This window comes from Micromonospora sp. NPDC051196, assembly GCF_040682415.1.
In the GTDB taxonomy this organism is placed as follows: domain Bacteria; phylum Actinomycetota; class Actinomycetes; order Mycobacteriales; family Micromonosporaceae; genus Micromonospora.
On the sequence record NZ_JBFBAY010000006.1, the window covers coordinates 228,299 to 252,604 of the forward strand.

Here is a 24,306-nt window from a genome sequence, read left to right on the forward strand (position 1 = left end):
ATGTCGGCCCTGCGGCAGCCCGACGAACGGGCCGGTCCGGCGCTGGAACGCCTCGTCACCCGCACCTTCACCCACCCGGTGATCCCGTGCGACCCGGACGACCGGACCAACCTGCTGGAACGCATGGAGGCGCTCTACGGCGACTTCACCGACGTGTCCTGGCTGACCGACGCGCCGATGGTCAGCTACCACGACATGGTCCGTACGGTCGTCCAGGAGCTCGGCCCGGAACTCGTCGGCGTCGACCTGGTGATCACCGTCGACGCCAGCCCCGACTGCCGGCACCAGAGTTTCCCCGGGCCGGTCCTGTCACACGTCCTCACCGGCGACCCGATCATGCTCGGGGTGTCGGAGCAGGGGGTGGCGGGCCCGTTCACCGCGCTGCGGATCGCCCATCGGTACCTGCGTACCGGCGCGGCCACCCGGGCGCTGATCCTGATCATGGAACAGTCGACGCTGCCGCCCGACGACGCGGCGGTCCGGCCCGTCCGGGATGTCGCGGTGGCCCTGCTGCTCGGCCCGGAAGGCACCATCGGGCTCGACGTGCCGACGGTGGCGGTCACCCGTACCGGGGTGGCGGCGGCGCTGGAAACCGACGTCGACCTGGTCGTCGCCGGCACCAACCAGGCCGACCTGCCGACCGGGGTACCCGTCCGGCGGGCCGAACCGGGACACCCCTGCGCCGGGGTGTGGCTGGCCCTCGCCGAACTGCTCGACACCCGTCCGGACGGCGGCCGGGTGCTGGTCGCCGACCGCGATCCGGTGCTGCCGTACCGGTGCGCCGTCACCGTCACCCTGCCGGCATCGCACCCCGAACCGCTGCGGCACCCGGCCGGCACCATCGCACCGCCCGCCATGCGACACCTGGCCACCCATCCCCAGAAGGCGAGGGAGCTGGTCCGATGACCATCACCGTCAGCACGCCGGCCACCGCCGCCGACCTGCGGCGGTACCGCACACTCGCGTACACCGCAGGGGCGGTCACGGCACTTTGCGCGCTCCACGCGGACACCAGCCCCGGGGTCGTACCGGTCGGCCCGGGCGGCCACACTCTCCTACCGGACGCCGTCTACGCAGCCAGCGACCGGTGCGCCACACCGGACGGTCCACGGCCGCAGCCGTACGGGCAGACGGTGCTGGACCGGGTCGTCACCGGCGACGGGGCGCTGATCGCCTGGCGGGTACCGGGCGGCGGCCCCGACCCGGACACCGGGCCGGCCTGGACGGCCGGGATCGCCTGGATCCGGCTCGGCCTGACCACCCGGCTGCTCGACCTGGCCGCCGCGCACCTGCGCGGCCGGACCGTCGCCGGTGTCGTCACGCTGAACCTGCCGATGGTCCGGGGAATCCTCGCCGACGCGGCCGCCGGAATCGCCGAAGCGCGGGCCCTGCTCGACACCGGCGCCGGCCCGTACGGGGCCGAGCTGCACCGGGTGCACCGCGCCCTCGATGAGAGCGGTCGCAGCTGCCTGCACCTGTTCGGTGCCGCCGGCTTCCTGACCGACGGGCCCGGCGGTGACCTGCGCGTGTCGGAGCTGCTCGCCGAAACCTACCCGCCCCCGACCGACGTGGAGGCGTCATGAGCACCGACTTCCTCACCGACCTGCGTGCGCATGCTCGCGCGTACGCGGATCTGCTGCGCGCCAACGCGCTGGATCTCGACCGGAACCCGGACCTCGCTGTCACGTCACCCGGCTGCGGACTGCCGTGGCGCCGCTTCGCCGGCCTGCCCGCCGAGTACAACCCGGACCCGCTGCGGGTCGGCGACCGGCCCGTCCTGCTGGACACGTGCGTCGAACGGGTCGTCGTACTGGAGGAACTGGCCCGAGCCGACGCCGCCGCGGTGCTGGCCCTTCCCGGCCCGTCGATGTCCGCGTCCGTCATCGCGGACCTCGCCGACGACGACCAGCGGCAGCGGTTCTGGGAAACCGTCGCCGCCGAACCCACCTGGACGTTCTTCGCGATGACCGAACCGGCGCACGGCTCCGACCCGGGCAGCATGCGCACCACGTTGCGCCGCGAGGGCGACGGCTTCCTGCTCCAGGGCGCGAAGCGGTACGTCGGCAACGGCCTGCGGTCCCGCATCGGCGTCGTCTTCGCCCGCCGCAACCCAGGTCCGTTGGGTGTGGTGGCGGTACTCGTCGGCACCGACCTGCCCGGGTTCACCGCCGCGCCGCTGTCCACGCTGGGCCTGCGCGGGTTGCAGCTGAGCCAGTTGCGGATGGACGACGTACCGGTCGACGGGGCCGACATTCTCGGCCGGCACCGTTCCGCCACCCGGCAGGGCATGTGGGCGGCCACCCGCACCTTCAACCGGTACCGCCCGGTGGTGTCCTGCCTCGCGCTCGGCGTCGCCCAGGCCGCGTACGACCTGGTCGTTGCGGAACGCCGCCGGTACCGGGTCGATGAGCGCCACCTGCTCACCGACTGGCGGCAGCGCCTCGCCGGCACCCGCGCCCTGGTGCTGGCCGCCGCCCGATCCGTCGACGAGGATCCACGCGACGGCACACTGGCCGCCGCGGCGAAGCTGCGTGCCACCCGCCTCGCCGAGGAGATCACCACCACCGCGGTGCGGTTGCTCGGGCCAGGGGCGCGCTGGGAGCACCCGATGCTGGACAAGCTCCTGCGCGACGCGCGGGCCTTCGAATTCATGGAGGGCACCGGCAACATTCAACGGCTAACCCTCGCCGAGGGCTATCTGCAGGGACGGCTTCCCGATGTCCGCGCCGCGTGAGCCGGTCTGGGTCGACGTCGGGGCGCCGCCGGGCACCGACGTGTGGCACATCGTGCTGGATGTCGCACGCGAGACCGTCGACCCGTTCACCGCGCTGCTCGACGCCGACGAGCTTCGGCGCGCGCACCGGCTGCGCGACGAGCAGGCGGCCCACCGCTTCGTGGCGGCGCACGGGGCGGTGCGGTCGGTACTGGGCAGCTACCTCGACGTCGCCGGCTACGCGCTGCACTGGGCACGCGGCCCCAACGGCAAGCCGTACTTCGACGGCGAGTGGCGCCGGTGGCAGTGGAGTCTGAGCCGCTCCGGAGGTCATGCCCTGCTCGCCGTCCGCCTGCACGACCCGGTCGGGGTGGACGTGGAGCAGATTCGCGACGATGTCCAGGCCAGCGCCCTCGCGGCCCGGTTCATGCCGCCCGAGGAGGCCGCCGAGGTCGCCGGACAGCCCGACGACGCCGCGCGCAACGCCGCCTATCACCGGTTGCTGTCGCGCAAGGAGGCGTGCGTGAAAGCCAGCGGCGGGCGCCTGTTGGACGGGCTGCGCCTCGGCGTCCTGGTACCCGGGATCGTCGAGGGCACCGGCGCCTTCGTCGGGCAGCGCTGGTCGCTGCGGGACCTGCCCGCCCCGCCGGGCTTCGTCGCCACCCTGGCCACGGTCGGTGACCGGCCCCGACGGCTACGGATGTTCGAGTGGGACTGGCGAACCTACCCGTACGGCGTCCACACCGACGCACCGATCGGCCGACCATCCGGGCGGACCGAGGCCACCCGACCACCGGGAGACGAGGACTCGTCCCCGCCGAACGTTGCGAGGAGGGCCGCATGAGACAGCATCCGGAACCCGCCCGCCGGCGCTGCCGGCCAGCCAACTCCACCGGGCCGGGCCGGGGCCGTTGCGGTGAGCACGACGACCGGTGCACCGCCCGGCGGTCCGCGGCCGGCGGACCGTACCCGCCGGGCGCTGCGCCGCAGGTCCGCTTCACCCCTTCGGCGATACCCGTCCTGACCTGTACGCCCGCCCGGCATGACGCGGCGCTGCGGGGTGCCGTGGAGGCCCTGGCCCGTCTGGGCCGCTCGGATCTGGGCGGCATCCTGCGGGTCAACGCACCGGGCCCGGCCGATGCCGCCGCCGAACGCCTCGCCGCACGGCGGGCCGTCGAGAACGCACTGCACGGCGGCTGCGGAAGCGTGCTGCTCCCGCCACCCTGCCCTCCGTCCGGGCCGCACCGGACCCGCCAGGACACGCCGACACCGCCCGGCCCCCCACCAACGACTCCCCTTCAGAGTGAGGAAATCCGATGACGTCTACCGACAAGCCCCAGGCCGCACCCGACGGGGGCCAGGCGGCGGTCCAGTGGCGGAAGGTCATCACCCTGACCGCCAGCCAGGGTCTGTCGCTGACCGCCGACTACGTCCTGCTCGTCGCCCTGGCCTGGACCGCGGTCCAACTCGGCGGCGTGGGCGCGATCACCACCCTGATGCTGGCCGGCACCATCCCCCGCGCCCTGACGCTCATCTTCTCCGGTGCCATCGCCGACACGCTGGGTGCCCGGTTCGTCCTGTTACGGACTACCTCCGCCCGCGCCCTGCTGCTCGCCACCGCCGCGGTGGTCACCTTCACCACGCCATGGTTCTGGCCACTGGTGGTGGTCGCAGCCATCGAGGGGGTGTTGCTGGGCATCGGCAGCCCGGCCGCTGGCACCCTGATGCCCCGGCTGGCCGGAGGTGAGCAGTTGGCCCGAGCGAACTCGCTGTCGTCCCTGGTCACCCGACTCGCGCCGATCATCGGCACCCCGATCGGCGCCTGGCTGATCGCCACCGGTGAGCTGTGGGAGGCCATGGCGGTGGTGGCGGCCACCTGCACGGTCTCGTTCGCCGCGATGTGGGTGGTCACCCGAGGCATGGACGGTGGCGACCGGATGCCGGGCGAGAACATGCTCCGGCGCTCCGGCGACGGCATCCGCCTGCTGCGGACGTACGGTCGCCTGCGGTGGCTGTTCATCTGCGCGTTCCTGCTCGACATGGCCTTCGGCTGGCCGATCGAGGTGGCCCTGCCGCTGATCGTCGACGGGCGGGGCTGGGGCGTCGGCTCGGTGGCCGTGGTCGTGGTGGCGTTCAGCTGCGGTGCGATCGCCGCCGGGTTGGCCGGTGCCCTGCTCGCCCACCGCATCCCGTTGATGGTGCGCCTGGTCGTCACGGGCGTCGGCATCGGTCTCGGCATCCTGGCAATGGCGGCGATGAACTCGGTGTTCACGCTCGCCGCGGTCGGCGCGCTGGTCGGTCTGATGGCCGGCCTGAACGGCCCGGCCATCGTCACCGTCTACCAGCAGGCGTCCCCTCGCGCCCGGCTGGGCACGGCGATGTCGATGCTGACGCTGGCCGGCATCGGCACCGTTCCGGTGTCGATCGTCGTCTTCGGCGCGCTCTCCGCCGTGATCGGGGTGACCGCCACCTGGTTCGTGTGCGGGCTGGTCGCCCTGGCCGCGCCCGTAGCGGCGCTGCGGGCCCTACGCCAGCCGGCACCGGGGCCGGAGAGCCTGGGCGCCCCGGCCACCACCGGCACCGCGTCACCCGCTACCGAGCCCACGCCGGCTGGGGCAGCCCTGTCCATTGAAGCACCGGCGACGGTCGGGGCGCCGTCGGTATCCGCGGTCGTCGACGGTCCGCGCGAATCCGGTCCCGACCTCATCACCGACGCCGAATCCGACCGCGTCACGGACGAGCTTCTGGTTGGCACGAACCGGTCCGCCTGACCCACCCGGCGGGTGCGCCGTGACCCGCTGCCCTGAGAAGTCAAGCGGTCGGGATTCGTCGCCTGGTGCCACGGATCCCGGCCGCTGACCCGGTCAGTCCGGCGCGACGTAGTAGAAGCGCCGGTAGCCCAGCAGCATCCCCTCGTCGGTCAGGGTGAACACGTCGACGAAGTCCTGGCCGCTCTTGCCCGGCAGATCGGTGTACCGGCCGGTGACGGCGACACCGTCACCGTCCGCGATCACCTTGTAGATCTGGTGGTGGCTCGGCGGCCCGGCAAGCCGGGCATGGGTACGCAGCACCTCGTTGCGCCCGTTCCCGTGCACCATGTCCGGCCGCTGGACCTGCACGTTCTCGTCGAACAGCGAGCCGAATCCGTCGATGTCACCGATGTTCAGATAGTGGTACGACAGTCGAACGTGGTCGACCCCGGCCGCAGTGGCGGCACCATACTTCAGCGAACCCCCATAGCTGGTCATCCGGTGGTCTCCTCTGTCTGGCTAGCTGGCCCCCACCCGTGTGCGGCCGCTGAACAGAATCTCCACGAGACGGACAACTTCCGCCTATCACGGCGCTTTCTCCACCGACCGCTCGATCCGCGCTGATGGCCGGCGGGGCGCCGTTCGTGGCATCCCAAACGGCGACGAGTCGCGCGGGAGTTGCATTTTCCCGCCGTTTCCGCAGGGCAGCAGCCTGCACAGATGCAGAGATACGACCGGAAACGGGCAATTTCGATCGATAGCCGTCGAAGATCACCTCATTCGTTTTGGCTGCTGGACAAATCTGTCGCCAATGGAGTGAACTGTTTCAACAGAAACACACTGTCGGCCTGGGAGTACCATGCACAACCTGACCCTCACCCTCCCGGTCGCTGAGGCCGGGATCGTCTTCCGCGTCCTCGGGCCCCTCCAGGTGGACGGGCCGACCCGGACAGTCCGCATCCCCCCGGGGCGTCAGGAGATCATCCTCGCCTGCCTGCTCATGGAGGCAGGCCGGCTCGTCGACACCGACCGATTGCTCGATCTCGTCTGGCCGGACGAGGCACCGGACACCGCCCGTACCCAGATCCAGATCTGCGTGTCACGGCTGCGCAAGAGCTTCACCCAGGCGGGCGTCAACGCCTCAGTGGTCTCCCGCGCCCCCGGCTACCTCCTGCGGACCGACGACGACACGGTGGACCTTCAGGTGTTCAACCGCCAGGTGATGGCGTCGCGGGTACTGGTCAAGGAAGGCAGGCTCGCCGAGGCGGCCGAAACCCTGCGCGCCGCCGTGTCGCTGTGGCGGGGGCCGTGCCTCAGCGGCGTACCCAGCGACGCACTGCGCACCCGTGGGCTGCGGCTGGACGAGGAGCGGCTGACGGCGATCGAGACGTACCTCGGGCTGGAACTGAGCCTCGGACGCAGCCACGAACTGGTCGGCGAGATCAGCCAACTGCTGCACGAACATCCGCTGCGCGAGCGGCTGCGCGGACAGCTGATGCTGGCGCTGCACCGCTCCGGCCGGCAGGCGGAGGCGCTCGACGTCTACCGTGCCGGCCGTCAGCTGCTCAACGACGAGTTGGGGCTGGAGCCGGGTGAGGAGCTGCGCCAACTGGAGACCGCCATCCTCACCAGAGACCCCGCACTGCACCTGCCGGCCACGCCGGCCCCGGTGACGACGTCACCGCGCATCCCCGACGTGCCCACCGCGCCACTGGCCCCGTACGGCGAGGAGCAGCCGCACCAGCTACCCGCCGACACGGCGGACTTCGTGGTGAACGAGCCGATCCTGCACACGATCGAGGCCGCGTTGCTCGGCGGCGACGGGCAGCGGGCCCTCGGGCTCGTGGTCATCGCCGGTAAACCCGGAATCGGCAAGAGTGCGCTCGCCACCCACGTCGCACACCGTCTCGGCGCGCAGCGGTTCCCCGACGGGCAGCTCTACTGCGACCTGCGTGGCGTCGGCGTCGACACGGTCAGCGCGAAGGACGCCCTCGGCCGGTTCCTGCGGGCGCTCGGCATTCCCGGCCCGGTGATCCCGGACACCACCGACGAGCGCGCCGAGATGTACCGGACGCTGCTGGCCTCACGCCGGATGCTGGTCGTCCTGGACGACGCCGCCAACGAGGCCCAGATCATGCCACTGCTGCCGGGCAGCAGCAGCTGCGCGGTCCTGGTCACCAGTCGGTCGCGGCTGACCGCGCTGCCCGGTGCCCAGCGGGTCGAACTGGACGTACTCGACCAGTCGCAGGCCCTGCAACTGCTGAGCCGGGTGATCAGCGCCGAGCGGGTGGCCCAGGAGCCGGAAGCCGCCATCGCGCTGGTACGGACGGTCGGCGGGCTTCCGCTGGCGTTGCGGATCGTGGCCGCGCGGCTGGCCGCCCGGCCGCACTGGAATCTCGCGTCGATGGTGCACCGCCTGGCCAACGAGCGGCACCGGCTCGACGAGCTCGCGCACGGCGAGATGACGATGCGGGCCAGCCTCTCCCTGACCCACGACGGCCTGCGCCGCCCCGACCGGCGGCTGCTGCGGCTGTTCAGCCTGGCGGAGGGACCGACGGTGCCGGGTTGGATCGCCGGCGCCCTGCTCGACGACGACCGTCCGTTCCCGTCCGACCTGCTGGAACCCCTGGTGGACGTGCAGATGCTAGACGCGGTAGCCATCGAACGCACCGGCGAGTTCCGCTACCGGTTCCACGAGGTGATCCGCCTGTTCGCCCGCGAACAGCTCACCCTGCACGACGGTGAAGCCGTCCAGCTGGCGGCGACCGAGCGGATGATCGGCGGCTGGCTTTCGATCGCCGAGCAGGCACACGCCCGCATCTACGGCGGCGCCTACACCCTGCTGCGCGGTGACGGCATGCGATGGAATCCGCCGGCCAGTTACGTCGAGAGTCTGCTGACCGAGCCGCTCGAATGGCTCGACAGTGAGCAGCCCAGTCTCTGCCTGGCCGTCGAGCAGGCCGCCCGCGCGGGTCTGCACGAACTCTCGTGGAACCTGGCCACCACGCTGGTGACCCTGTTCGAGGCACGAGGCTACTTCGATCAGTGGGAACGGACGCACCGGCGGGCCCTGGAAGCCGCTCAGAAGGCGGGCAACCGACGCGGTACGGCAGCTGTTCTCGCCTCGCTGGGCACGATGCACCTGAGCCGGCAGCAGCCGGACGAGGCACGGCAGTCACTCGGTGCGGCACTGGAGATCTTCGACGAGCTGGAGGATCTGCACGGACTCGCCCTGTGCCGCCGGGATCTCGCCCTGCTGGACCGGCAGATCGGTGAGGACGACCGCGCGCTCGTGCTCTACGAGCAGGCGGCCCGTGACTTCGATCGAGTCGGAGATGTGATCGGCCGGGCGACAGTCCTGACCCAGAGCGCCTACGTGTGGATGCGCCGCGGTCACACCGCCATGGCGCAGGATCAGCTCGACGAGGCACTGGCCGTCTTCCGTTCCGTCGGGTACGCCCACGGAGAGGCGCACGCCCTGCGCCGCGCGGGGCAGGTACTGCTGTGCCGTGGTGAGCACGCTCAGGCGGAGCAGGTTCTGGCGAAGGTGCTGGAGATGGTCCGCCGTGGCCGCGACATCATCGGCGAGGGACACCTGCTGCGCAACCTCGGTGAGGTCCACGAGGCCAGCGGACGCTTCGAGCAGGCCCGTGAGGCGTACGCGCAGGCGCTGGCGGTGCGGGAGAAGATCATCGATCTCGGCGGCGCGGCGGTGGTGCGCCTCGACCTGGCCCGGCTGCTGTTCCACAGCGGTCAGTTCGTCGAGGCCGGCGAACTGCTGGAGCAGGCCACGGAGACCTTCCGGGCCCGGGGCATGCGCCCTGAGCTGCGGGAGGCGGAACGGCTGGCGCAGGAGCTCGCCACCTCAGGTCCGTCCGCCTCCTGACCTCGCCGCTATCACCGCTATCACCGCACTGCGGGAGAACCCGGCAGCGCCGCTCCCCGCACCCCGGCGAACAGCTTGTCGACCTTGCAAAAATCCGCCCTGACCTGCGATGACACCACCGATTGGCGGCAGGATGGCCCGCCGATAGCGAGATCACGACCATGGTGTGTGACGGCGGTTGTCCCGGTGTCGAGATCGGTGCCGGACGGCGCTTCCTGGCGCGCTACCCCCGTCGCCACGACATCGTGATAGGGAGTGGGACAACAGATGAGCATCGCCGTGCCGACCACCGAGAACGTGCCGCTGTTCGGGTTACTGGTACGCCAGCATCGCATGCGTATCGGGCTGACCCAGCGGGAACTGGCGGACCTCTCCACCGTCAGCGTCCGGGCGATCCGCGACCTCGAACAGGGCCGGGCACGCCGACCACGGCAGGACACCGTACGGCTGATCGCCGACGGCCTGCGGCTCGGGGTGCGGGCCCGCGCCGATCTGGAGTCGGCCGCCGGCGAAGGACGGACCAGTTGGGCGGTGAAGGCCAGCTACGAGGCCGACCCGCCGGCCCCACCCCTCGCCGTCGACGTGCAACTCGGGCGGGAGGCCGAGACCGCCGTCATCGTCGACGAACTCGCCTCCGGCGCCGAACGGCTGGTGACCATCGTCGGGATAGACGGCGTCGGCCGCACCCGCCTCGCCCTTGAGGTGGCTACCCGGTTGCACATTGCTGACCGCACCCCGGTGCTCTGGTGTCCCGTGACCGGTCCGGCCGGCAGTGACCGGCTGTCCACACTGGTACGCGCCGCCGCCGATCAGCTGCTCGGCACCGGCGGTGGACCGCACCTCGTGAACGGGACGGACGACATCGCCGCATTCGTGGAGATCGTCGCCGACCGGCCGCCGCTGCTGGTGCTCGACGGGGTGGTGGAGGCCGCCTGTCCCAGCCGTGTGGTGCAGCTGCTGCGCGACTGCCCGGGTCTACGGATCCTGGTCACCGCCGCATTCCCGCTGGGGGCACCCGGTGAGCGACACTTCCTGCTCAATCCGCTGGCCGTCGCCGACGAGGGCGAACCCTTCAATGCGGACGCACCCGCCGTACGGATCTTCATGGAGCGGGCCCGCCGGTACCGTCCCGACGTCAACCCCGACGCCCGGGAAACCGCGCTGATCGCAGACATCTGCCGGCGGCTCGACGGGATACCGCAGGCCGTCCACGCCGCCGCTTCCTGGCTGGTCGTCTACGACATCGCGACCCTGCACCAGTGCCTGCACGACGGTCCGGCCGAACTGCTGCACCACCTCGCCGGCCCCGACGGCGGCACCAACCTGCGCGACGCCCTGGACCGCCGGCTCGCCACCCTACCCACTGCCGAACGCGAACTGCTCGACGCGCTCTGCGTCCAAGGTGAGACCTTCGACCTGGCCGAGGTGATGACGCTGACCGGCCGCAGCCTGCCCGACAGCGGCCGCGCGGTCCGCTCCCTGGTGCTACGTGGCCTGGTGCGCCCCTCGTACACGGCCGGCCAGTCCCGGTTCCGGATCCTGCACCTGGTACGCGCGGCCCAGCTCTGCGCTCTGGACGTCCGGGTCTGACAGTGCGGTGCGGCCGCGGCGGCACGCCAACCGGCGTGCCCCCGGCTCGTCCGCACCGCGACCCGGTGGCGCGAGTCTCACCACCGGCGACGCTCCGCCCCCGTACGCGTCACGAGCCCCGCGATCACCATGCTCGGCTTCCCCTGCATTCACAGCTAAGACGAGGACTGGCGGCGCAGTCCCATTGGCACGCCGGGCTACGGCTCGGGCGTCAACTTAGCTCGGCGAAGGTGAATGCGTGCACCTGTTCTGTGGCGGAAGATGCCGGTCAGCTCGAATCCTGCCGGTGTGGGGTGGCGGATGGCGGGACCGAATACACCAGTCTGTGGTGTCCTTTCGATAGCGATCACGAGCTCATCGACATGTTCGAGCTTGTGGACCAGGGCCTGGTGGGCCCCTACTGCGAGGATCCTCCGTGAGCCGCTTTCGTAGCAGGTGACCAGCCACTGCCGTAGGTCGTTGGTGGGGGCGGCGGGCAGTGTGAAGTGTTGGGGCGCGTGGCCGCCCGGAATTCCCTCTTTGATCGTGTCGGTATGGAGCACGAGGTCTGCCGTGGCGCGCAACTCTGCGAGTAGTTCCTCTTCTATCTCGCGGTGGTCGGGGTCGAGAGTGTAGGCCCAGGTCAGGTAGGGGCGACGGCGGTGGGTGGCGGTGAGCCAGGGGCGCAGGACGGTGAGGGTTTCGTCGGGGATGACGTGGGTTTCGACGTCGATGCCGTGGGCGGTGAGTACGGCGGCGCCTCCGTCGCCTCGGGAAGTGGGGTCGATGACGCTGATGACGACTCGGGTGATGCCGGCGTTGATGAGTTCTTGGCGACAGGCGGGGGTGACGCCGATGTGGTTGCAGGGTTCGAGGGTGACGACGGCGGTGCCGCCTCGCGCTGCGGTGCCGGCTGCGGCGAGGGCGTTGACCTCGGCGTGGGGTTGGCCTTTGCGGTGGTGGTAGCCGGTGCCGACGGTGTTGCCGTCGCGGTCGAGGATGACGCAGCCGACGGGTGGGTTCGGGCTGGTGGTGCCCAGTCCGAACGATGACAGGATTATCGCTTGCCGCATCGCGGCCAGTTCAGCGGCGGATGCCATCAGCCGGCCCCTTGAAGATCGTGGAGGAAGTCGCGGACCTCTGGTAGTTGCTGGTGGCGGTTGATCGCGGTACCGAGTTGCGCGAGTTGACGTAGGACGTAGCGCAACGCCGTGTTCGCCTGCTCGACGGCGTGGGTGGGGTGTCCGCTGGTCAGCCGTTGTTGGCTGCTGCGGTAGGTCACCCACGCGGTCATGATCGGGTCGTCGATCTGCTCTGCCCAGGCGAACGCCTGCTGTGTCCACCGGTTGCCCGCCACAGCTTCATCGAGACACTGGTGGAGCCAGGCGGCGGACTCGGCGTACTGGGCAGCGAGACGAACGGCGCCCGGCCGCAACCCTCGGGGCACCTCCGGTAGGAAGTCCGTGATCGCGGTCAGCTGTTTGGTGACGCCCGTCAGGGCATACTCGGGACCGAACAGCTTGTCGTTCTGCACCAGCAGATGCCACTGCTCGCGCAGCAGATGGATGGTCTCGTCCACGCTCCAGCTTGCCGACCCACCGGAAATCAACGTAGTGGACTGCGACATTCCGGTCGGGATATAGCAAGTCGAGCGAAGCGTTGACGGCGTCAGCCAACTCGGTGCGGGACATGCACTGGCCAGGCCGTATCGGTGAGGGCGTCCGCTTCCGGGCAGTGCTGAGGACGGTGTTCGGTGTGATTGTGGTGTCTGGATGGCGCGGCACCCTGTCTCCCCTCAGCCCGGCATGCCCGACTATGCCAGTGACTGTGGAGATCATCCACCGCCGATGCAGTCGCCCCGGACGCGACACGGTGCGACGGTCAGGTCGGACCGTAGGTCGGTCCACCGCCTGCGACCCGGCGCGCCGACCGAGGCGCGGGCCGGGTGGGTCGGCCCACCCGTGTGACGTGCAACAGCCGGTCCGGCGCTACGTCCAGCAGCGTGCCGAGGGTCGTGCGGGTGACGGCCACGTCGATCAGCTGGCTCAGCGGATGTGTAGCCAGCCCGGCCGTGTGCAGCGTCAACCAGCACCGCATCAGCACCCGTCCGAACTCGATCTGCCCGGCCTGGTCGAGACGGTCGGGGGCGACCAGGGCCAGCACGGTGCCACCACGGGCCAGTGGGTCGTCGGCGGCCGCGAGCAGTCGGGGCAGACCCAGCGGACGCAGGACCGGGTACGCGGCCAGCGCCGCACCTAGCCCCATCGCGACGGGCCGGGACAGGGCGAGGCAGCGGTCGGTGAGCCCGTCGGTGTGGTAGTTCGGATGCGTCGGATCGAGCCGAAGCCAACGGCGCAACTCGGCGGTGACCGCCGGGTCCGCGTACAGGTGACGGTCGGCGGTGCGCAGGAGGGCACTGAGGCGGTCGGCCTGCGGCACCACCCGTACCTCGCCGCCGGCCTGCCGGGCCTCCCGGTCCACCGCCGCGAGCGCCTCCGGGTCCGGACCGGCGGAGAACCGACCCCGGTCGGTACGGCGTTCCCACACGTCGGTGGCGCGGAAGGGGGTCGGGTAGCGGTCCTCGGCCGGCTGTAGCCAACCCACCCACTGGTCCTCGTGATCGGCGACGTACTGCAGGTGCAGGTCGGCGTCGGCCGCGACGATCAGGCAGGTCTCGACGAAGGCGCCGAGGGACAGTCGCAGGTCGCGACCGGTGGGGTCACCTGCTGGCAGCGTGTGGGCGGCGGTCCATCCGACGCGGATCGCCTCGGGTTCGTACCGTAGCCGCCACGGCTGGGTGTTGTGGGCGCTCGGGGCCCGCCAGCACAGCGGTTCGAGCGCGCGGAACGCGTCGAGGTCCACCTATCGCTCCTTGGCGTAGAAGGTGTACCCGTGCAGCGGGCGACCACCGAGGCGCCGGTACTGGGCGGCCGATGCCGGGTTGTCCCGCTCGACGTAGGTGCTGCGCAGGGTGGTGTAGCCGGCGGCGTACAGGTTGTGGTGCAGGTGGGCGGAGAGCAGCCGCTGGTAGCCGTGTCCCTGGTACTGCGGCACGACGCCCTTGATGATCAGCACTGCCTCCCGCCGGTAACGGCGACGGGCGGCCAGCAACCGCAGCTGGTTGACCGGGTGCAGGTCGCCGCGGACGCCGGCCAGGAATTCGCTGATGTCCGGTACGCAGAGCACGAACGCCACCGCAGCGCCGTCGCGGGTCAGGTAGAGCAGCAACGACTCGTCCAGCAGGTATGCCAGCCCGTCGGTCTGCCGCCGTAGTTGCTCGGCGGAGATCGGGGTGTAGTAGCCGAGTTGGGCGAAGGAGTCGTTCAGCATCCCGCGCAGCAGGTCGAGCTGCTCGTCGAGGCGCCGCAGGTCACCTCGGTGCACTTCGAGCCGTATGCCGTCCGATTTTATGTACGTCGACGGCTTCGGCTGCGCCGGTGCGGGCACGGGGCAGATCCAGGTGTCGGCTTCGAAGCGGCGGTGAAACCCGTACGCCTCGTAGGCGGTCACGTAGTGCGGCGGGTTCCAGGCGCTGTCGACGAAGCCCCGGTCGGCGTACCCGGAGGTGATCACCCCACCGGCCTGGTTGGGTAGCAGCGCCACCGGGCCGAAGATCAGGTCCCGGTCGGCGTCGGCGTACGCGGTGATCGCGTCGAACAGCGGCCCGGCGGCCGGCTCGGTGAACTCGGTGAGCCCGAAAAGCTGGCAGCGGCGACCGAGTTTGGCGTCGAAGGCCGCGTCGGTGTGCAGGGTGGTGCGTCCGATCACCGTGCCGGTGGCGTTACGCAGCAGGTACATCGGCACGCCGTCGCGCCACCACCGCCGGATCTGCTGGCGTGGGGTGGGCACGTGACGCGGTTCGCCCGTGTACAGCCGATCGGTGAGCGTGAGGAACTCCCGCAGGTCCCGGCGACCGGTGACCCGTTCGAACCGGGTGTTCACCGCACGACCTCCGGCCCGATCGTCTCCGCACCGATGGGGGTGAAGGTGGTGATGTGTCCCATCTCCGGGCCTTCGGCTCGCCACGTGCCGTTGGAGTATCCGTCCGGCGCAGCGGTGTAGAGCCGGATGAAGCCGGCGGTCGCGTTGCGGGTGCCGTCGGTCAGCCAGACCATCAACCGGCGGTGGTGGCGGGTCCGGGCGAAGCGCAGCATCGCGTCGCGGTCGGTGAAGAAGGCGATCGTGCCGAGCGTCAACGGGAACTGCCAGTAGACGGTGTGCCAGCAGTAGCCGGACATCCGGCGCATGTCGCGCAGCATCCGGAACCAGGCCGGTGCCAGCCGCAGCAGGACCAGGGGGTTGGTGTAGCGGGTCGCGCCGATGAACATGGCGCCGGCGCGGGCCTGCGCGGGGGCGCGGGAGAAGTCACGGGTACGCATGGTCACCTCACCAGATAGACGTTCTTGATCTTTTGTTCGCCGGCGAACGGGCCGCTGCCGGGTTCGTGTAGTTCCACCCGCAGGTCACCGGCGGTCGGGTCCTCCACGAGGGACTGCGCGAAGTCACGGGAGACCGAGGTGAGGTGCCGGCGTACCCCGCTGCGGCAGGCGGCCGCAAGGGCTTCGTGTTGCGAGGCGGGCAGCGGGCGGCGCAGTTCGATGTGGATCACCGGCCGGGTCTCCAGCGCCGCGTCCTCGACCAGCGCCAGACAGAAGCGATTGATCTCGGCGGCGTACGAGTTGCCGGCGTAGAGGCCGTACTCGACGTCCTGGGGGTAGAGGTTGGCCCCCAGGTAGGAGACCGTGGAGTCACGCCTACCGAACAGCAGCAACACCGGCAGAGTCATCCGCTCGACGGAGACGGCGGTGCGGAACTCGGCCCGGCGTACCGGGTCGGCGTGCGCCAACTCGACGATCCGCCGGTACGGCACGAGCAGCGCCTCGTCACCGATGTTGTAGCGCAGCCGGGGCTGGAGCACGTCACCGGTGACCGTGCAGACCAGCTCCCGCTGCTCATTGGTCTCCAGGTAGGTGGCGAACGGGTTGTACTGGAACACCATGGGCAGCCGCTGCTCGTCGGCGCCGAGCAACTCGACCCGCAGCGCGCGGTCGTTCTGCAACCGTCGCCGCAGCCACACGGTGAACCGGGTCTCCGCGCCGATGCCGATGGTCAGGTCCGAGGCCCCGTACGCCGACCGCACCAGCGCGAACCGCTGCTCCAGGTAGTCGCGCAGCGCCTCGGTCATCCCCTCACCTCCGCAACTGGCGTAGATGCGGTACCGCGACCAGGGGAACTCCTCGGCGTCGAGCCGGTCGCGCAGATGCTTGAGAAACGGCGGGTACGCGGTCACCAGGTAGTCGAAGTCCGGGCCGAACTCGCGGAGCGTGTCGACGATCTTCCCGAGGTCCGGGCCGGTGTTCTTCACCATCGCGACCCGGGCCATCGCGGCGCCGGTCGTCGTCCCGGTCGCCCAGGCCCCCATCGAATAGGCGTTGATCACGAACGGTCGACGCATCGGAAAGACCAGCCCGGTGTAGCCGGCGATGTCCCGGTGCACCGCCCGCAGTTCCCGGTCCCCACGAGGCCAGTTGAACGGCCGCCCGGACGAGCCGGCCGACTCGTCGACCACCACCCCACGGGTCGGCAACCGCCCGCCCCAGCAGCGTGCGGCGGCGTCGTGGGCCACCACGTAGCCGACCTTGTCGGTCTCCGGGAAATCCGACAGCCGACGACGCACACCGGCCGGCCGGGCGCGCAGGAAGGCCCGGTAGGCGGGCACCTGCCGGGCGGCCCGTACGCAGACGGACTGCGCGTGTGCCGCAGCCAGCGTGTCCAGGGCCGGATGGTGTCGCCGCGCCATCCACCGCCATCCGGCGGGGTGGCGGCTGACGAGCCGGCTCAGCGCGGCGACCGCGCGCCCGAGGGGGGCCAGCACGGCCTGCCGGCCACGCGCGGCCACGGCCGGCAGCGGTGAAGAAGTGGTACGCAGAGCGAGGTGTCGGTGCGGCAGATCGGCCATGCCATGATCCTCGCGATGCCGACGGGCCGACACCTGAGACCGCGGACGGTGTCCGCCCTGAGCATCCCTACTCAGACGAACTCATCGTGCCCGCCGGTCCGGACGCAGCCCGAGGCGGGCATCGGGCTGCGTCCGCTGCGTCCTCCGTCGGGTCCGGCGGGTCGACGCGCCCACCGCGACCGCCGTGGCCGAGATACGCAGACATGCCCTCAGCTGGCAGCTACGGCGGGCGGACCCGCCACTACCGCATGGCGGGCAAGGAGGTCACCGTACCGGGATGAGCCCTTTCTCGGCGTACCCGAAAGGCATCCGCTGCCGTCGATCGTCGGGCGGCGCGGACCTGTGCAGATCGATGACGAAGGCGGGCGTCGCGGTGAATCCGTCGGTACTCACACCACCGTCTCGCTGGACCGGGCTCGGGCTTCGATGTGCCGGCGGTTGTCCGCGGAGCAGCCGCGCCAACCCACGCGCAACGGCGTGGACCACCACCGATGGAAGTGGTCCACGCCGTTGTCAACGTGCTTTACACTGCGGCGTCACACGATGGCGATCGACCGCACCTGGGTGTTGCCCTTGGTGTCGACGTACACCTTGTGATCGCCGACGGTGTAGGTGCCAGCGGCGTTGTTGTTGATGGTGAACGTGGCCGTCACCGCAGACTCGCTGCCGTCGACATGCGTCTGCTGCACCGTGATGGTCAACTCGTTCGTGTTGCCCTTCAACTTCTTCACCACTGCCGCGGGCTTTGCATCGACGACCGCGTTGGCAACCGTCACGTAGACCGCGTCGGGCGAGGAGAACTCCGCGTTCTTCTCCCCGTCACCGAACAGGAAGAAGCCTCGCTGTTCGATCGCCCCACGCCCGGGGAACGGATCCGGGTTCGAGGCCAGGAACGCCGGATTGACCGTGTACAGGTCCGTCTTGGAATCCGCGAGGACGGTCCGCACCCCGCTGTACGGTGCGTCGGTGATCGCGAGGTTGACCGACAGGTAGATGGCGTCGGGGTTGGTGGCCGACATGCGCGAGAAGAAGTACTTGTCCGCACTCTGCCCGGCGGGAACGGCCAGCGGCACGACCCTGTCGCCGACCAGGATGTTGAACTGGAAGTCGCCGTAGCCACCGGCCACGAACTTCGCCCAGGCCGCGTCCGACATGTGGTCGGGGCGCTCCACCTTGAACTCCAGACGCATCGGCGCCACGTACGTGCTGTTGAGGTACTCGGGGTCGGTCAGGGGCAGGTAGACCCCTCCCGGGGCGTGCCCCAGTGCGAAAGCCGACGCAGTCGGGGCCGAGTTGCCCCGCCCGTTCCACATCGGGATGTTGAACGAGGTGGCACCGAGCAGGGCCTGGTTGCCCAGCTGGTTCGTGCCGACAGCGGCCGACGCGTCCTTGAAGGTTCCAATCGTGACGTCGAGCAGGTCGAGGTCCGAGCGGTCGGCGTTCAGCCCTGGCATGTCTGCCCACATGAACTTGGCACCGGCGGGCCCGGAGTAGCGGGCCATCTCCAGCATGCCATCGGCCATGATCTTGGTCATCTGCACTGCAGAGTCGACCTTCATCCGCTCGTTTGCCGTGTGCCACCAGCGCTCGTTACCCGGCAGGACGGCGCCGAAAGCGGTCATCTTGTTGCGGAAGTTGCTGGCGAGGGTGCCACCGGTCGTGCCCTGCGGATAGACCACGTCCCTGAGGGAATGGGGATCCGCGAACTCCTCCGGGTTGTGGTCCATCGAGGCCCGGTAGCTGCCGAACTGAAGAGCCGTCAGCGGGTTGTCGTGGGTGACGTACAACCCGGCGCCGATGGGCGAGCCGAGGTTGCCGATGGTGAAACCCTTCGACTGGAAGGCAGCCGTGACCGCAGCCGTCGCCTGGCCGGAGTCAGCCGCGGTGACGTGCATGCTGCGCACGTACATCGGCATGCTGAGGTTGCCGGAGGCGTCCGTGTAGAAGCTTCTCGGCGTCTCAGAATTGATGTTTGCCATGAGGGCCAGGGTCAGGTTCGGCGTGCCGTTGTTCGGGTTGCGCAACAGGTTCGCCGGGATTCCCATGTACTTGCCGATATAGGCTTCGCCTTCGACACCGTCGCGGAAGAACAGGTCCGCGATGCCGTCGGCAGCCTTCTTCAACTGCATGTCGTCAGCCGTGCTTCCCAAGGCGCCGAGCCCCTTGGAAAGGAGGAACATTCCCCACACGACGGCATTCTTGCCATACTGCGGGGTCGGCATCTCCATCGCCACATCGGTGTTGATCTCCAGCGTGAGCGAGTCGCCGGCAATCGTGGTCTGCACCTTGGGCGTGGTACGCGGAGCGGCCGGGAGCCAACCCTTCGTGGTCGCAGCAGCGGTGATCGCCGACACGAACCGGTCGCGCTCGGCGGAGTCGGCCCCCGCCACGTCGAGGGTGAAAATGGCCCGCGAGGCGATCTGCGTGGTGCTGCCGTAGGCGATGTCCTTGAGCGTCGGATCGCCTTCACGCAGAGTGACGCCGGCGGTCGCGTCCGTCAGCCGGAAGGCCTTCGTACGGTCGGCGGACAGGTCCATCGACACCGACGGGGTCACCGATCCGGAGTTTCCGACAATGACCGGGAACCGCGAGTCGGAGGTGTAGGCCGCGATCGGGGTCTCTTCCCGATTGAGGTTCTTGTAGGCCCAGTTGTCGTAGAAGCTCGGGTTCGAGTTGTACGGGATGGACTGGAAGGTGGCGGTGTTCGCCGCCGTGGGCGTGCCGGGACCGCCATCTTCGTAGATTCCCATGACGATGCGGATCCGTCGGTCCATGGGCAGTCCGGCCTCCAGCAGCGCCTTGGCGGCGAGCAGCGTCGCCAGCGTCGGGCCGCTGTCATCCTGAATGCCCGCCCCGTAGACCCAGCCGTCCTTGATGTAGGGCGAGTGGTAAGCACCAGGAGTGCCGAGATTGCCATCGGCGTCCCGCCAGCGAGCCAGCTGGGCTGCCGAAACGGAAGCCGTCGGCGAGTCGAGGTGACTCAACGCCATGATCATCTCCGGGGCGTCCGGATCACCGATCTCCGCGTAGACGTACTTGTCGGGTTGGCGTTGGACGACCACCGGGAAACCCAGGTCGGTGGCCAGCTTGACCACCCAGGCGAGCTTGGCGACCTTGCGGTCGTACTCGTACTGGTTGGCCGGGGTGTTGCTGACCGGGAACGGGTACGCCGTCGCGGCCGTACCGCCTCGGGAGATGGAGTCGTAGCTCGACCCGTCCAGCATCGCCCCGACCAGGCTGAGCGGGTCGTAGGTGCCGTCCCCCGCCCGTGCGCTGTTGACACGTCCGGCCAGCGCCTCGACTTCCGCGTGAATGGCGTCCCGTTCGGCGTCGTTCACCGACAGGTCGTAGGTGATGCTCGGCTGGAAGCCCTCCTCGGCGAGGCTGGTCGCGGAGGCGTTGGGCGCGGGCGCAAGGGTCGCCGCGAGGGACGCAGCGAGCAGGACGGCGAAAATGCTCGTCCGTCTGTCTCTCATGAAAGCTCCAGAGCAGGGAGTGGCACGGTGAGGACAGCACACGCTAGCCGTGCCGCCAGCGGCCGACGGTGCGGGATTTCTTGAGGATGTTCTGAGCGGCCGACTCGTCGACCACCACCCCTCGGGATGGGCAACCGCCCGTGCCAGCAGCGTGCGGCGGCGTCGTGGGCCACCACGTAGCCGACGAGACGTGCCCTGGCGACCGGATCGACCGCTACGGCATGGCGGGCGCGGGGGTGAGCGCCGTGCGCCGGAGACGGGTGGCGTCCTGGCTGGGTGGGGCGCCGAAGTGGCGGCGGTACTCGCGGCTGAACTGTGACGGGCTGTCGTACCCCACTGCGTGCCCGACGCCGGTGACGTCGTCGGGGTGGGTGGCCAGCAGCAGCCGGGCCTGCTGGAGGCGGATCTGCTTCTGGAACTGGATGGGGCTCATCGCGGTGACGGCCTGGAAGTTGCGGTAGAACGCGGACAGGCTCATGCCCGACATCCGGGCGACCTCCTCCACCCGAAACGCTTCCCGGTAGTTGTCGCGGATCCAGCGCACCGCGCGGCTGACGTGCGCGATGTTGCTGTCGGCCAGGCCGATCTGGCGGACGGTCTCGCCCTGCTGCCCCGTCATGAGGCGCCACAGGATCTCCCGCTTGATCATGGGGGCGAGCACCGGGATGTCGCGGGGCGTCTCCAGCAACCGCAGCATCCGTACCGCGGCGTCGACAAGCTCGACCGGGGCGTCGCTGACGGCGAGCGCGGACGGCGCGCCGTGCGCCCGGGGAAAGTTTCCCGGTGGCGTGTCGAGCAGCAGGTCGGCGATCGCCGCCGGCTCCAGGACGAGGCCGAACCCGAGGGCCGGCCGCTCTCGGCTGGCCTCGGTGTAATGGCCGATGACCGGCAGGTCGACCGAAGCGATCAGGTACTGACCGGCGCGGTACTCGTACACCCGGTCGCCGAGGGCGAGAGTCTTCGCGCCCTGGGCGATGAGCGCCAGCACCGTGCCGGACATCGACGCCGAGGGCAGGTGCGCCTGCTCGGCCCGGCCGATCAGCACGCCGTCGATGGCGGTGGTGGCGTCGGGGCGGGCGTGACGGGCCAGCAACTCCCGCAGTTCGTCGAGCCGCACCCGGTGATTCAAGCACGGATCCTGTCTTCCTGAAATAAGAGGATCAGGCAAGAGAGCGCGAGCATCCTTCTAATGAATCCCCTGTTCAGGCTGATCAGATGGACCTACACGAATCGCCGGGAGCAGATACAAGCTCCATGAATGAACAGGTGGGTAGCATGCGGGTCGCGATCGTCATCGGTGCCAGTTCCGGCATCGGCCAGAGCACGGCAATTCAACTCGCCAAGCGCGACACGGGCGTCATCCTGACCTACAGCGGCAACCAGGCCGGCGCGCAGGACACGGTGGCGGCCGTGGAGAAGGAAGGCGGCACGGCCGTCGCGCTCCGGCTGGACGTCGGCCACAGCGAGACCTTCCCGCCCTTCCGCGAGGCCGTCGTCACCGCACTGCGCGGCACCTGGCAGCGCGACACCTTCGACTACCTGGCCAACAACGCCGGCTTCGGCGGAATGGCAATGTTCGAGGACACCACCGAGGAACTGTTCGACCACTTCATGCGGGTGCTGCTCAAGGGGCCTTATTTCCTCACCCAGGCGCTGCTGCCACTGCTCGCCGACGGTGGCGCCATCGTCAACGTCAGCAGCAACTCGGCGCTGCCCACCGGCCTCGTGGACGCCGGCTACTCCGCGTACGCCACGATGAAGGGCGGCCTGAACGTGCTGACCCGCTACATGGCCAAGGAGTTCGCCGTTCGTGGCATCCGGGTCAACGCCGTCTCGCCGGGGCCGACGCGTACCCGGCTCTCCGACGCATCAGGCGTCGTGGGCTTCGAGGCGTACCCGGAGGTGATCCCGATGCTCGCCGCCAAGACCGCCCTCGGCCGCATCGGCGAACCCGACGACATCGGCAAGGTCATCGCCGCCCTGCTCGACGAGACGGGCGGCTGGATCACCGCGCAGAACATCGAGGTCTCCGGCGGCTACGACCTCTGAGCGCGGACGGCGTCCGCCCGCCGCCCGGTAACGGGGCGTGCGGGCGGACCCGGCGCGGAGCCGCTCGTTCAGCACCGGCGACGACGCCACTGTCAGATCGTGGGCGATCCACCTCAGCGTGCACTGGTCGGTGGATGGCTGTCGTCACTTAATGGCGGCCACGGTGGCGGCAGCCCGGACAGCCGTTCGGCGCCGATCGACGGCCACGGTGGGTCGCGCCGGCCGGCGAGACGCCGATAGAGCGCTCGGGCCTCGTCGTGCCGGCTGGCGTTGCGTAGCGCGTCGCCGGCCTCAAGCATCAAGCCCGGATCGTCCAGGCCGGCCAGCGCCTGACTGTAATAGCCGAGCCCGACCGAAGTCGTCGCCGGGTCATCGCAGAGCAGGCGCCCCAACTCGCGGGCCGCGAGCGGCGACCAGGGCGGATCGTCGAACTCGATGGCCTGCCGCCAGGCCTGTGCAGCCCGGCCGGCGTCGCCCATCGCGGCGAGCCGCGCGCCTCGGCGGCATGCGGCCTCGGCGGCCCAGCGTGGGTCACCGGCCTCGACAACCATGGCGTACGCCTCCGCGGCCGTCACGTCGTCGCCGTCGGCCGTCGCAAGATCACCGAGCCGCATTCCCGCCAGGACGCCCCAGCCGCCACCCTCGTCGCTGAGCCGGCGCAACAATCTCTTCGCTGCGGCACGATTGGCCGGTTCCAGCCGCAGTGCCTCGTGCAGACGCCTCGGGCCGTGCTCGGCCTCCACGTTGCGAACGGTACGGGTACGGCCCAGGGCCACCAAGCCGATCAGCTTGTTGCGGTATGTGGGCCGGATCGCGCCCTCGACCCTCATGCGCTGGTGCACATAGTCGTAGAGGTCGTCGAGCAGCAGAAAACCGTCGCGCCCCGTCGCGGCACCGCCCAGCCCGGCGATCAGATGACCGGTGAACTGACTGGGCTGGCCCAGGACAGCCGCGTCGCGGCTCGGCAGATCGGGCTGAGAGCTGGTCAGCGCAGCGACGCCCTTACCGTCGAACACTCGACCGGAGGCCGGTCCCTTGAATCGGTAGTTGCCGGAGTTGCAGCAGTCCAACACGACGATCTTGGCGGAGGCCCGGCTCGCCTCCGCCTGGCGGGCCAGGGTTGCGGCGCTCATCGTGGTGCTTTGGATGGCCCTGCGGGTGGTATCGCGGGCGCACAGGTACAACTCACCGTCGTCCTCCTTCCACCCGTGCCCTGAGTAATAGAGCAGAAGTTGGTCACCAGGTTCACCCTCGCCGAGGAACATCTCGATCTCCTCGCGCATTGGTGAGATCTCGAGGTTCGTGCGCACCACCACGTCCTCGGGACGGTGCAGGCCGCAATCCGGGTTCGTAAGCACCTCGCGCAGCCGTACCACATCGGTCGCCGGCCCGGCGAGATTCCGCAACACGGCCGGCTCGCGCGGGAACTCCCAATTGCCGAGCAGCAGGGCGCGGTACCGGCGATCAGCCGTCATTGCTCCTCGGCCGGCTGCAAACCCTCGGCCGCGTCGCCGTCGGCACCGTCCGCCATGTCCTGGTGGCCGAGTGCGGCAAGCAGAGCAGCTCGCATGGAACTGTCGCTCAGTCCCTCGCCGACCACCTTCACGGTTCGCCTGTCCGCGCCGCTGCCCACGGTCAGTGTCAGTCGTCGGGTACTGCGCGCGTTGAGCCAGGTGAGCAAGACGGTCGTGGCAGCACCAACCGCGCCGGAGCCGCTGAGCACCAGGATGATCTCGGTGGCAAGACCCTTCTCGCCGGATTCTGGTGGCAGTACCCGCTGCCGAGCGTCGAGGTCGTACGCCTGTAGCAGGCGCACGAGCAAGCGACTCTGTTCACCCCACTGCCAGTCTCCTGGTTCGAGAGAGGTGTCCTCGGGAGTCAGCACCACCGGCCATACAGCATCG

The 24,306-nt window shown here is 69.9% G+C and carries 21 protein-coding genes; 9 read left to right on the forward strand and 12 right to left on the reverse strand.

All coding sequences use genetic code 11. The annotated features are described in order from the left end of the window. Genes AB0M35_RS15000 through AB0M35_RS15025 form a run of 6 tightly spaced genes read left to right on the forward strand, consistent with a single transcriptional unit; the run spans nucleotide 1 to nucleotide 5,484 of the window. Nucleotides 1-906, forward strand: a complete 906-nt coding sequence (locus AB0M35_RS15000; RefSeq protein ID WP_363745531.1) for a hypothetical protein — start codon at nucleotides 1-3, stop codon at nucleotides 904-906. Next, nucleotides 903-1,583, forward strand: coding sequence for a hypothetical protein (locus tag AB0M35_RS15005; protein WP_363745533.1), 681 nt, complete (start codon nucleotides 903-905; stop codon nucleotides 1,581-1,583). The genes AB0M35_RS15000 and AB0M35_RS15005 overlap by 4 nt, the downstream gene beginning before the upstream one ends. Next, complete coding sequence (locus AB0M35_RS15010) at nucleotides 1,580-2,734, forward strand: acyl-CoA dehydrogenase (RefSeq protein ID WP_363745535.1); 1,155 nt, start codon at nucleotides 1,580-1,582, stop codon at nucleotides 2,732-2,734. Before AB0M35_RS15005 ends, AB0M35_RS15010 begins: the two co-directional genes overlap by 4 nt. Further along, nucleotides 2,718-3,557: a 4'-phosphopantetheinyl transferase superfamily protein gene (locus tag AB0M35_RS15015; protein ID WP_363745537.1), complete on the forward strand. Its 840-nt coding sequence runs from the start codon at nucleotides 2,718-2,720 to the stop codon at nucleotides 3,555-3,557. The genes AB0M35_RS15010 and AB0M35_RS15015 overlap by 17 nt, the downstream gene beginning before the upstream one ends. Further along, a complete protein-coding gene (locus AB0M35_RS15020; protein ID WP_363745539.1) occupies nucleotides 3,554-4,033 on the forward strand; it encodes a hypothetical protein in 480 nt (159 codons plus the stop codon). Before AB0M35_RS15015 ends, AB0M35_RS15020 begins: the two co-directional genes overlap by 4 nt. Next, entirely contained in the window at nucleotides 4,030-5,484 is a 1,455-nt protein-coding gene (locus AB0M35_RS15025; RefSeq protein ID WP_363745541.1) for an MFS transporter, read from the forward strand. Before AB0M35_RS15020 ends, AB0M35_RS15025 begins: the two co-directional genes overlap by 4 nt. 93 nt (nucleotides 5,485-5,577) lie before the next feature. Here the strand turns inward: AB0M35_RS15025 and AB0M35_RS15030 are convergent, their stop codons facing one another. Beyond that, nucleotides 5,578-5,961: a nuclear transport factor 2 family protein gene (locus AB0M35_RS15030; protein ID WP_363745543.1), complete on the reverse strand. Its 384-nt coding sequence runs from the start codon at nucleotides 5,959-5,961 to the stop codon at nucleotides 5,578-5,580. Nucleotides 5,962-6,322: 361 nt separating this feature from the next. Between AB0M35_RS15030 and AB0M35_RS15035 the strand changes: the two genes are divergently transcribed. Beyond that, entirely contained in the window at nucleotides 6,323-9,349 is a 3,027-nt protein-coding gene (locus tag AB0M35_RS15035; RefSeq protein ID WP_363745545.1) for a BTAD domain-containing putative transcriptional regulator, read from the forward strand. A gap of 267 nt (nucleotides 9,350-9,616) precedes the next feature. Next, nucleotides 9,617-10,939, forward strand: coding sequence for a helix-turn-helix domain-containing protein (locus AB0M35_RS15040; RefSeq protein WP_363745547.1), 1,323 nt, complete (start codon nucleotides 9,617-9,619; stop codon nucleotides 10,937-10,939). A 197-nt stretch (nucleotides 10,940-11,136) separates the two neighbouring features. On the opposite strand, the gene ribD is transcribed toward AB0M35_RS15040, so the two are convergent. The 9 genes from ribD to AB0M35_RS15085 form a co-directional block, all read right to left on the reverse strand. Beyond that, complete coding sequence (gene ribD, locus AB0M35_RS15045) at nucleotides 11,137-12,018, reverse strand: bifunctional diaminohydroxyphosphoribosylaminopyrimidine deaminase/5-amino-6-(5-phosphoribosylamino)uracil reductase RibD (protein ID WP_363745549.1); 882 nt, start codon at nucleotides 12,016-12,018, stop codon at nucleotides 11,137-11,139. Then, nucleotides 12,018-12,545 (reverse strand): hypothetical protein, encoded by a 528-nt coding sequence (locus AB0M35_RS15050; RefSeq protein ID WP_363745551.1) that lies wholly within the window; start codon nucleotides 12,543-12,545, stop codon nucleotides 12,018-12,020. The genes ribD and AB0M35_RS15050 overlap by 1 nt, the downstream gene beginning before the upstream one ends. Before the next feature lie 254 nt (nucleotides 12,546-12,799). Next, entirely contained in the window at nucleotides 12,800-13,780 is a 981-nt protein-coding gene (locus AB0M35_RS15055; RefSeq protein ID WP_363745553.1) for a nitroreductase, read from the reverse strand. Continuing rightward, nucleotides 13,781-14,860, reverse strand: a complete 1,080-nt coding sequence (locus AB0M35_RS15060) for a hypothetical protein (RefSeq protein ID WP_363745555.1) — start codon at nucleotides 14,858-14,860, stop codon at nucleotides 13,781-13,783. After that, nucleotides 14,857-15,297 (reverse strand): DUF4188 domain-containing protein, encoded by a 441-nt coding sequence (locus AB0M35_RS15065; protein ID WP_363745557.1) that lies wholly within the window; start codon nucleotides 15,295-15,297, stop codon nucleotides 14,857-14,859. Before AB0M35_RS15065 ends, AB0M35_RS15060 begins: the two co-directional genes overlap by 4 nt. 2 nt (nucleotides 15,298-15,299) lie before the next feature. Next, nucleotides 15,300-16,877 carry a phenylacetate--CoA ligase family protein gene (locus AB0M35_RS15070; protein ID WP_363745558.1) on the reverse strand — a complete coding sequence of 526 codons (1,578 nt, stop codon included), beginning with the start codon at nucleotides 16,875-16,877 and terminating at the stop codon, nucleotides 15,300-15,302. 264 nt (nucleotides 16,878-17,141) lie between these two features. Further along, the gene (locus AB0M35_RS15075) at nucleotides 17,142-17,270 is read right to left on the reverse strand and encodes a hypothetical protein (protein WP_363745560.1); all 129 of its coding nucleotides are present in this window, start codon (nucleotides 17,268-17,270) and stop codon (nucleotides 17,142-17,144) included. Nucleotides 17,271-17,413: 143 nt separating this feature from the next. Further along, a complete protein-coding gene (locus AB0M35_RS15080; protein ID WP_363745562.1) occupies nucleotides 17,414-20,353 on the reverse strand; it encodes a M20/M25/M40 family metallo-hydrolase in 2,940 nt (979 codons plus the stop codon). A gap of 214 nt (nucleotides 20,354-20,567) precedes the next feature. Then, the gene (locus AB0M35_RS15085) at nucleotides 20,568-21,482 is read right to left on the reverse strand and encodes an AraC family transcriptional regulator (RefSeq protein WP_363745564.1); all 915 of its coding nucleotides are present in this window, start codon (nucleotides 21,480-21,482) and stop codon (nucleotides 20,568-20,570) included. A 146-nt stretch (nucleotides 21,483-21,628) separates the two neighbouring features. On the opposite strand from AB0M35_RS15085, the gene AB0M35_RS15090 reads away from it, so the two are divergent. Beyond that, nucleotides 21,629-22,402 carry an SDR family oxidoreductase gene (locus AB0M35_RS15090; protein ID WP_363745566.1) on the forward strand — a complete coding sequence of 258 codons (774 nt, stop codon included), beginning with the start codon at nucleotides 21,629-21,631 and terminating at the stop codon, nucleotides 22,400-22,402. Nucleotides 22,403-22,515: 113 nt separating this feature from the next. On the opposite strand, the gene AB0M35_RS15095 is transcribed toward AB0M35_RS15090, so the two are convergent. Both AB0M35_RS15095 and AB0M35_RS15100 read right to left on the reverse strand, forming a co-directional pair. Then, complete coding sequence (locus tag AB0M35_RS15095) at nucleotides 22,516-23,877, reverse strand: caspase family protein (RefSeq protein WP_363745568.1); 1,362 nt, start codon at nucleotides 23,875-23,877, stop codon at nucleotides 22,516-22,518. Further along, nucleotides 23,874-24,290: a hypothetical protein gene (locus AB0M35_RS15100; protein ID WP_363745570.1), complete on the reverse strand. Its 417-nt coding sequence runs from the start codon at nucleotides 24,288-24,290 to the stop codon at nucleotides 23,874-23,876. Before AB0M35_RS15100 ends, AB0M35_RS15095 begins: the two co-directional genes overlap by 4 nt. Nucleotides 24,291-24,306 lie beyond the last annotated feature (16 nt).

Excerpts from the sequence above, each read along its gene's own strand:
- AB0M35_RS15000 (WP_363745531.1), top strand. The coding sequence starts at position 1 with ATGTCGGCCCTGCGGCAGCCCGACGAACGGGCCGGTCCGGCGCTGGAA.
- AB0M35_RS15005 (WP_363745533.1), top strand. The coding sequence starts at position 903 with ATGACCATCACCGTCAGCACGCCGGCCACCGCCGCCGACCTGCGGCGG.
- AB0M35_RS15010 (WP_363745535.1), top strand. The coding sequence starts at position 1,580 with ATGAGCACCGACTTCCTCACCGACCTGCGTGCGCATGCTCGCGCGTAC.
- AB0M35_RS15015 (WP_363745537.1), top strand. The coding sequence starts at position 2,718 with ATGTCCGCGCCGCGTGAGCCGGTCTGGGTCGACGTCGGGGCGCCGCCG.
- AB0M35_RS15020 (WP_363745539.1), top strand. The coding sequence starts at position 3,554 with ATGAGACAGCATCCGGAACCCGCCCGCCGGCGCTGCCGGCCAGCCAAC.
- AB0M35_RS15025 (WP_363745541.1), top strand. The coding sequence starts at position 4,030 with ATGACGTCTACCGACAAGCCCCAGGCCGCACCCGACGGGGGCCAGGCG.
- AB0M35_RS15030 (WP_363745543.1), bottom strand. The coding sequence starts at position 5,961 with ATGACCAGCTATGGGGGTTCGCTGAAGTATGGTGCCGCCACTGCGGCC.
- AB0M35_RS15035 (WP_363745545.1), top strand. The coding sequence starts at position 6,323 with ATGCACAACCTGACCCTCACCCTCCCGGTCGCTGAGGCCGGGATCGTC.
- AB0M35_RS15040 (WP_363745547.1), top strand. The coding sequence starts at position 9,617 with ATGAGCATCGCCGTGCCGACCACCGAGAACGTGCCGCTGTTCGGGTTA.
- ribD (WP_363745549.1), bottom strand. The coding sequence starts at position 12,018 with ATGGCATCCGCCGCTGAACTGGCCGCGATGCGGCAAGCGATAATCCTG.
- AB0M35_RS15050 (WP_363745551.1), bottom strand. The coding sequence starts at position 12,545 with ATGTCGCAGTCCACTACGTTGATTTCCGGTGGGTCGGCAAGCTGGAGC.
- AB0M35_RS15065 (WP_363745557.1), bottom strand. The coding sequence starts at position 15,297 with ATGCGTACCCGTGACTTCTCCCGCGCCCCCGCGCAGGCCCGCGCCGGC.
- AB0M35_RS15070 (WP_363745558.1), bottom strand. The coding sequence starts at position 16,877 with ATGGCCGATCTGCCGCACCGACACCTCGCTCTGCGTACCACTTCTTCA.
- AB0M35_RS15080 (WP_363745562.1), bottom strand. The coding sequence starts at position 20,353 with ATGAGAGACAGACGGACGAGCATTTTCGCCGTCCTGCTCGCTGCGTCC.
- AB0M35_RS15090 (WP_363745566.1), top strand. The coding sequence starts at position 21,629 with ATGCGGGTCGCGATCGTCATCGGTGCCAGTTCCGGCATCGGCCAGAGC.
- AB0M35_RS15095 (WP_363745568.1), bottom strand. The coding sequence starts at position 23,877 with ATGACGGCTGATCGCCGGTACCGCGCCCTGCTGCTCGGCAATTGGGAG.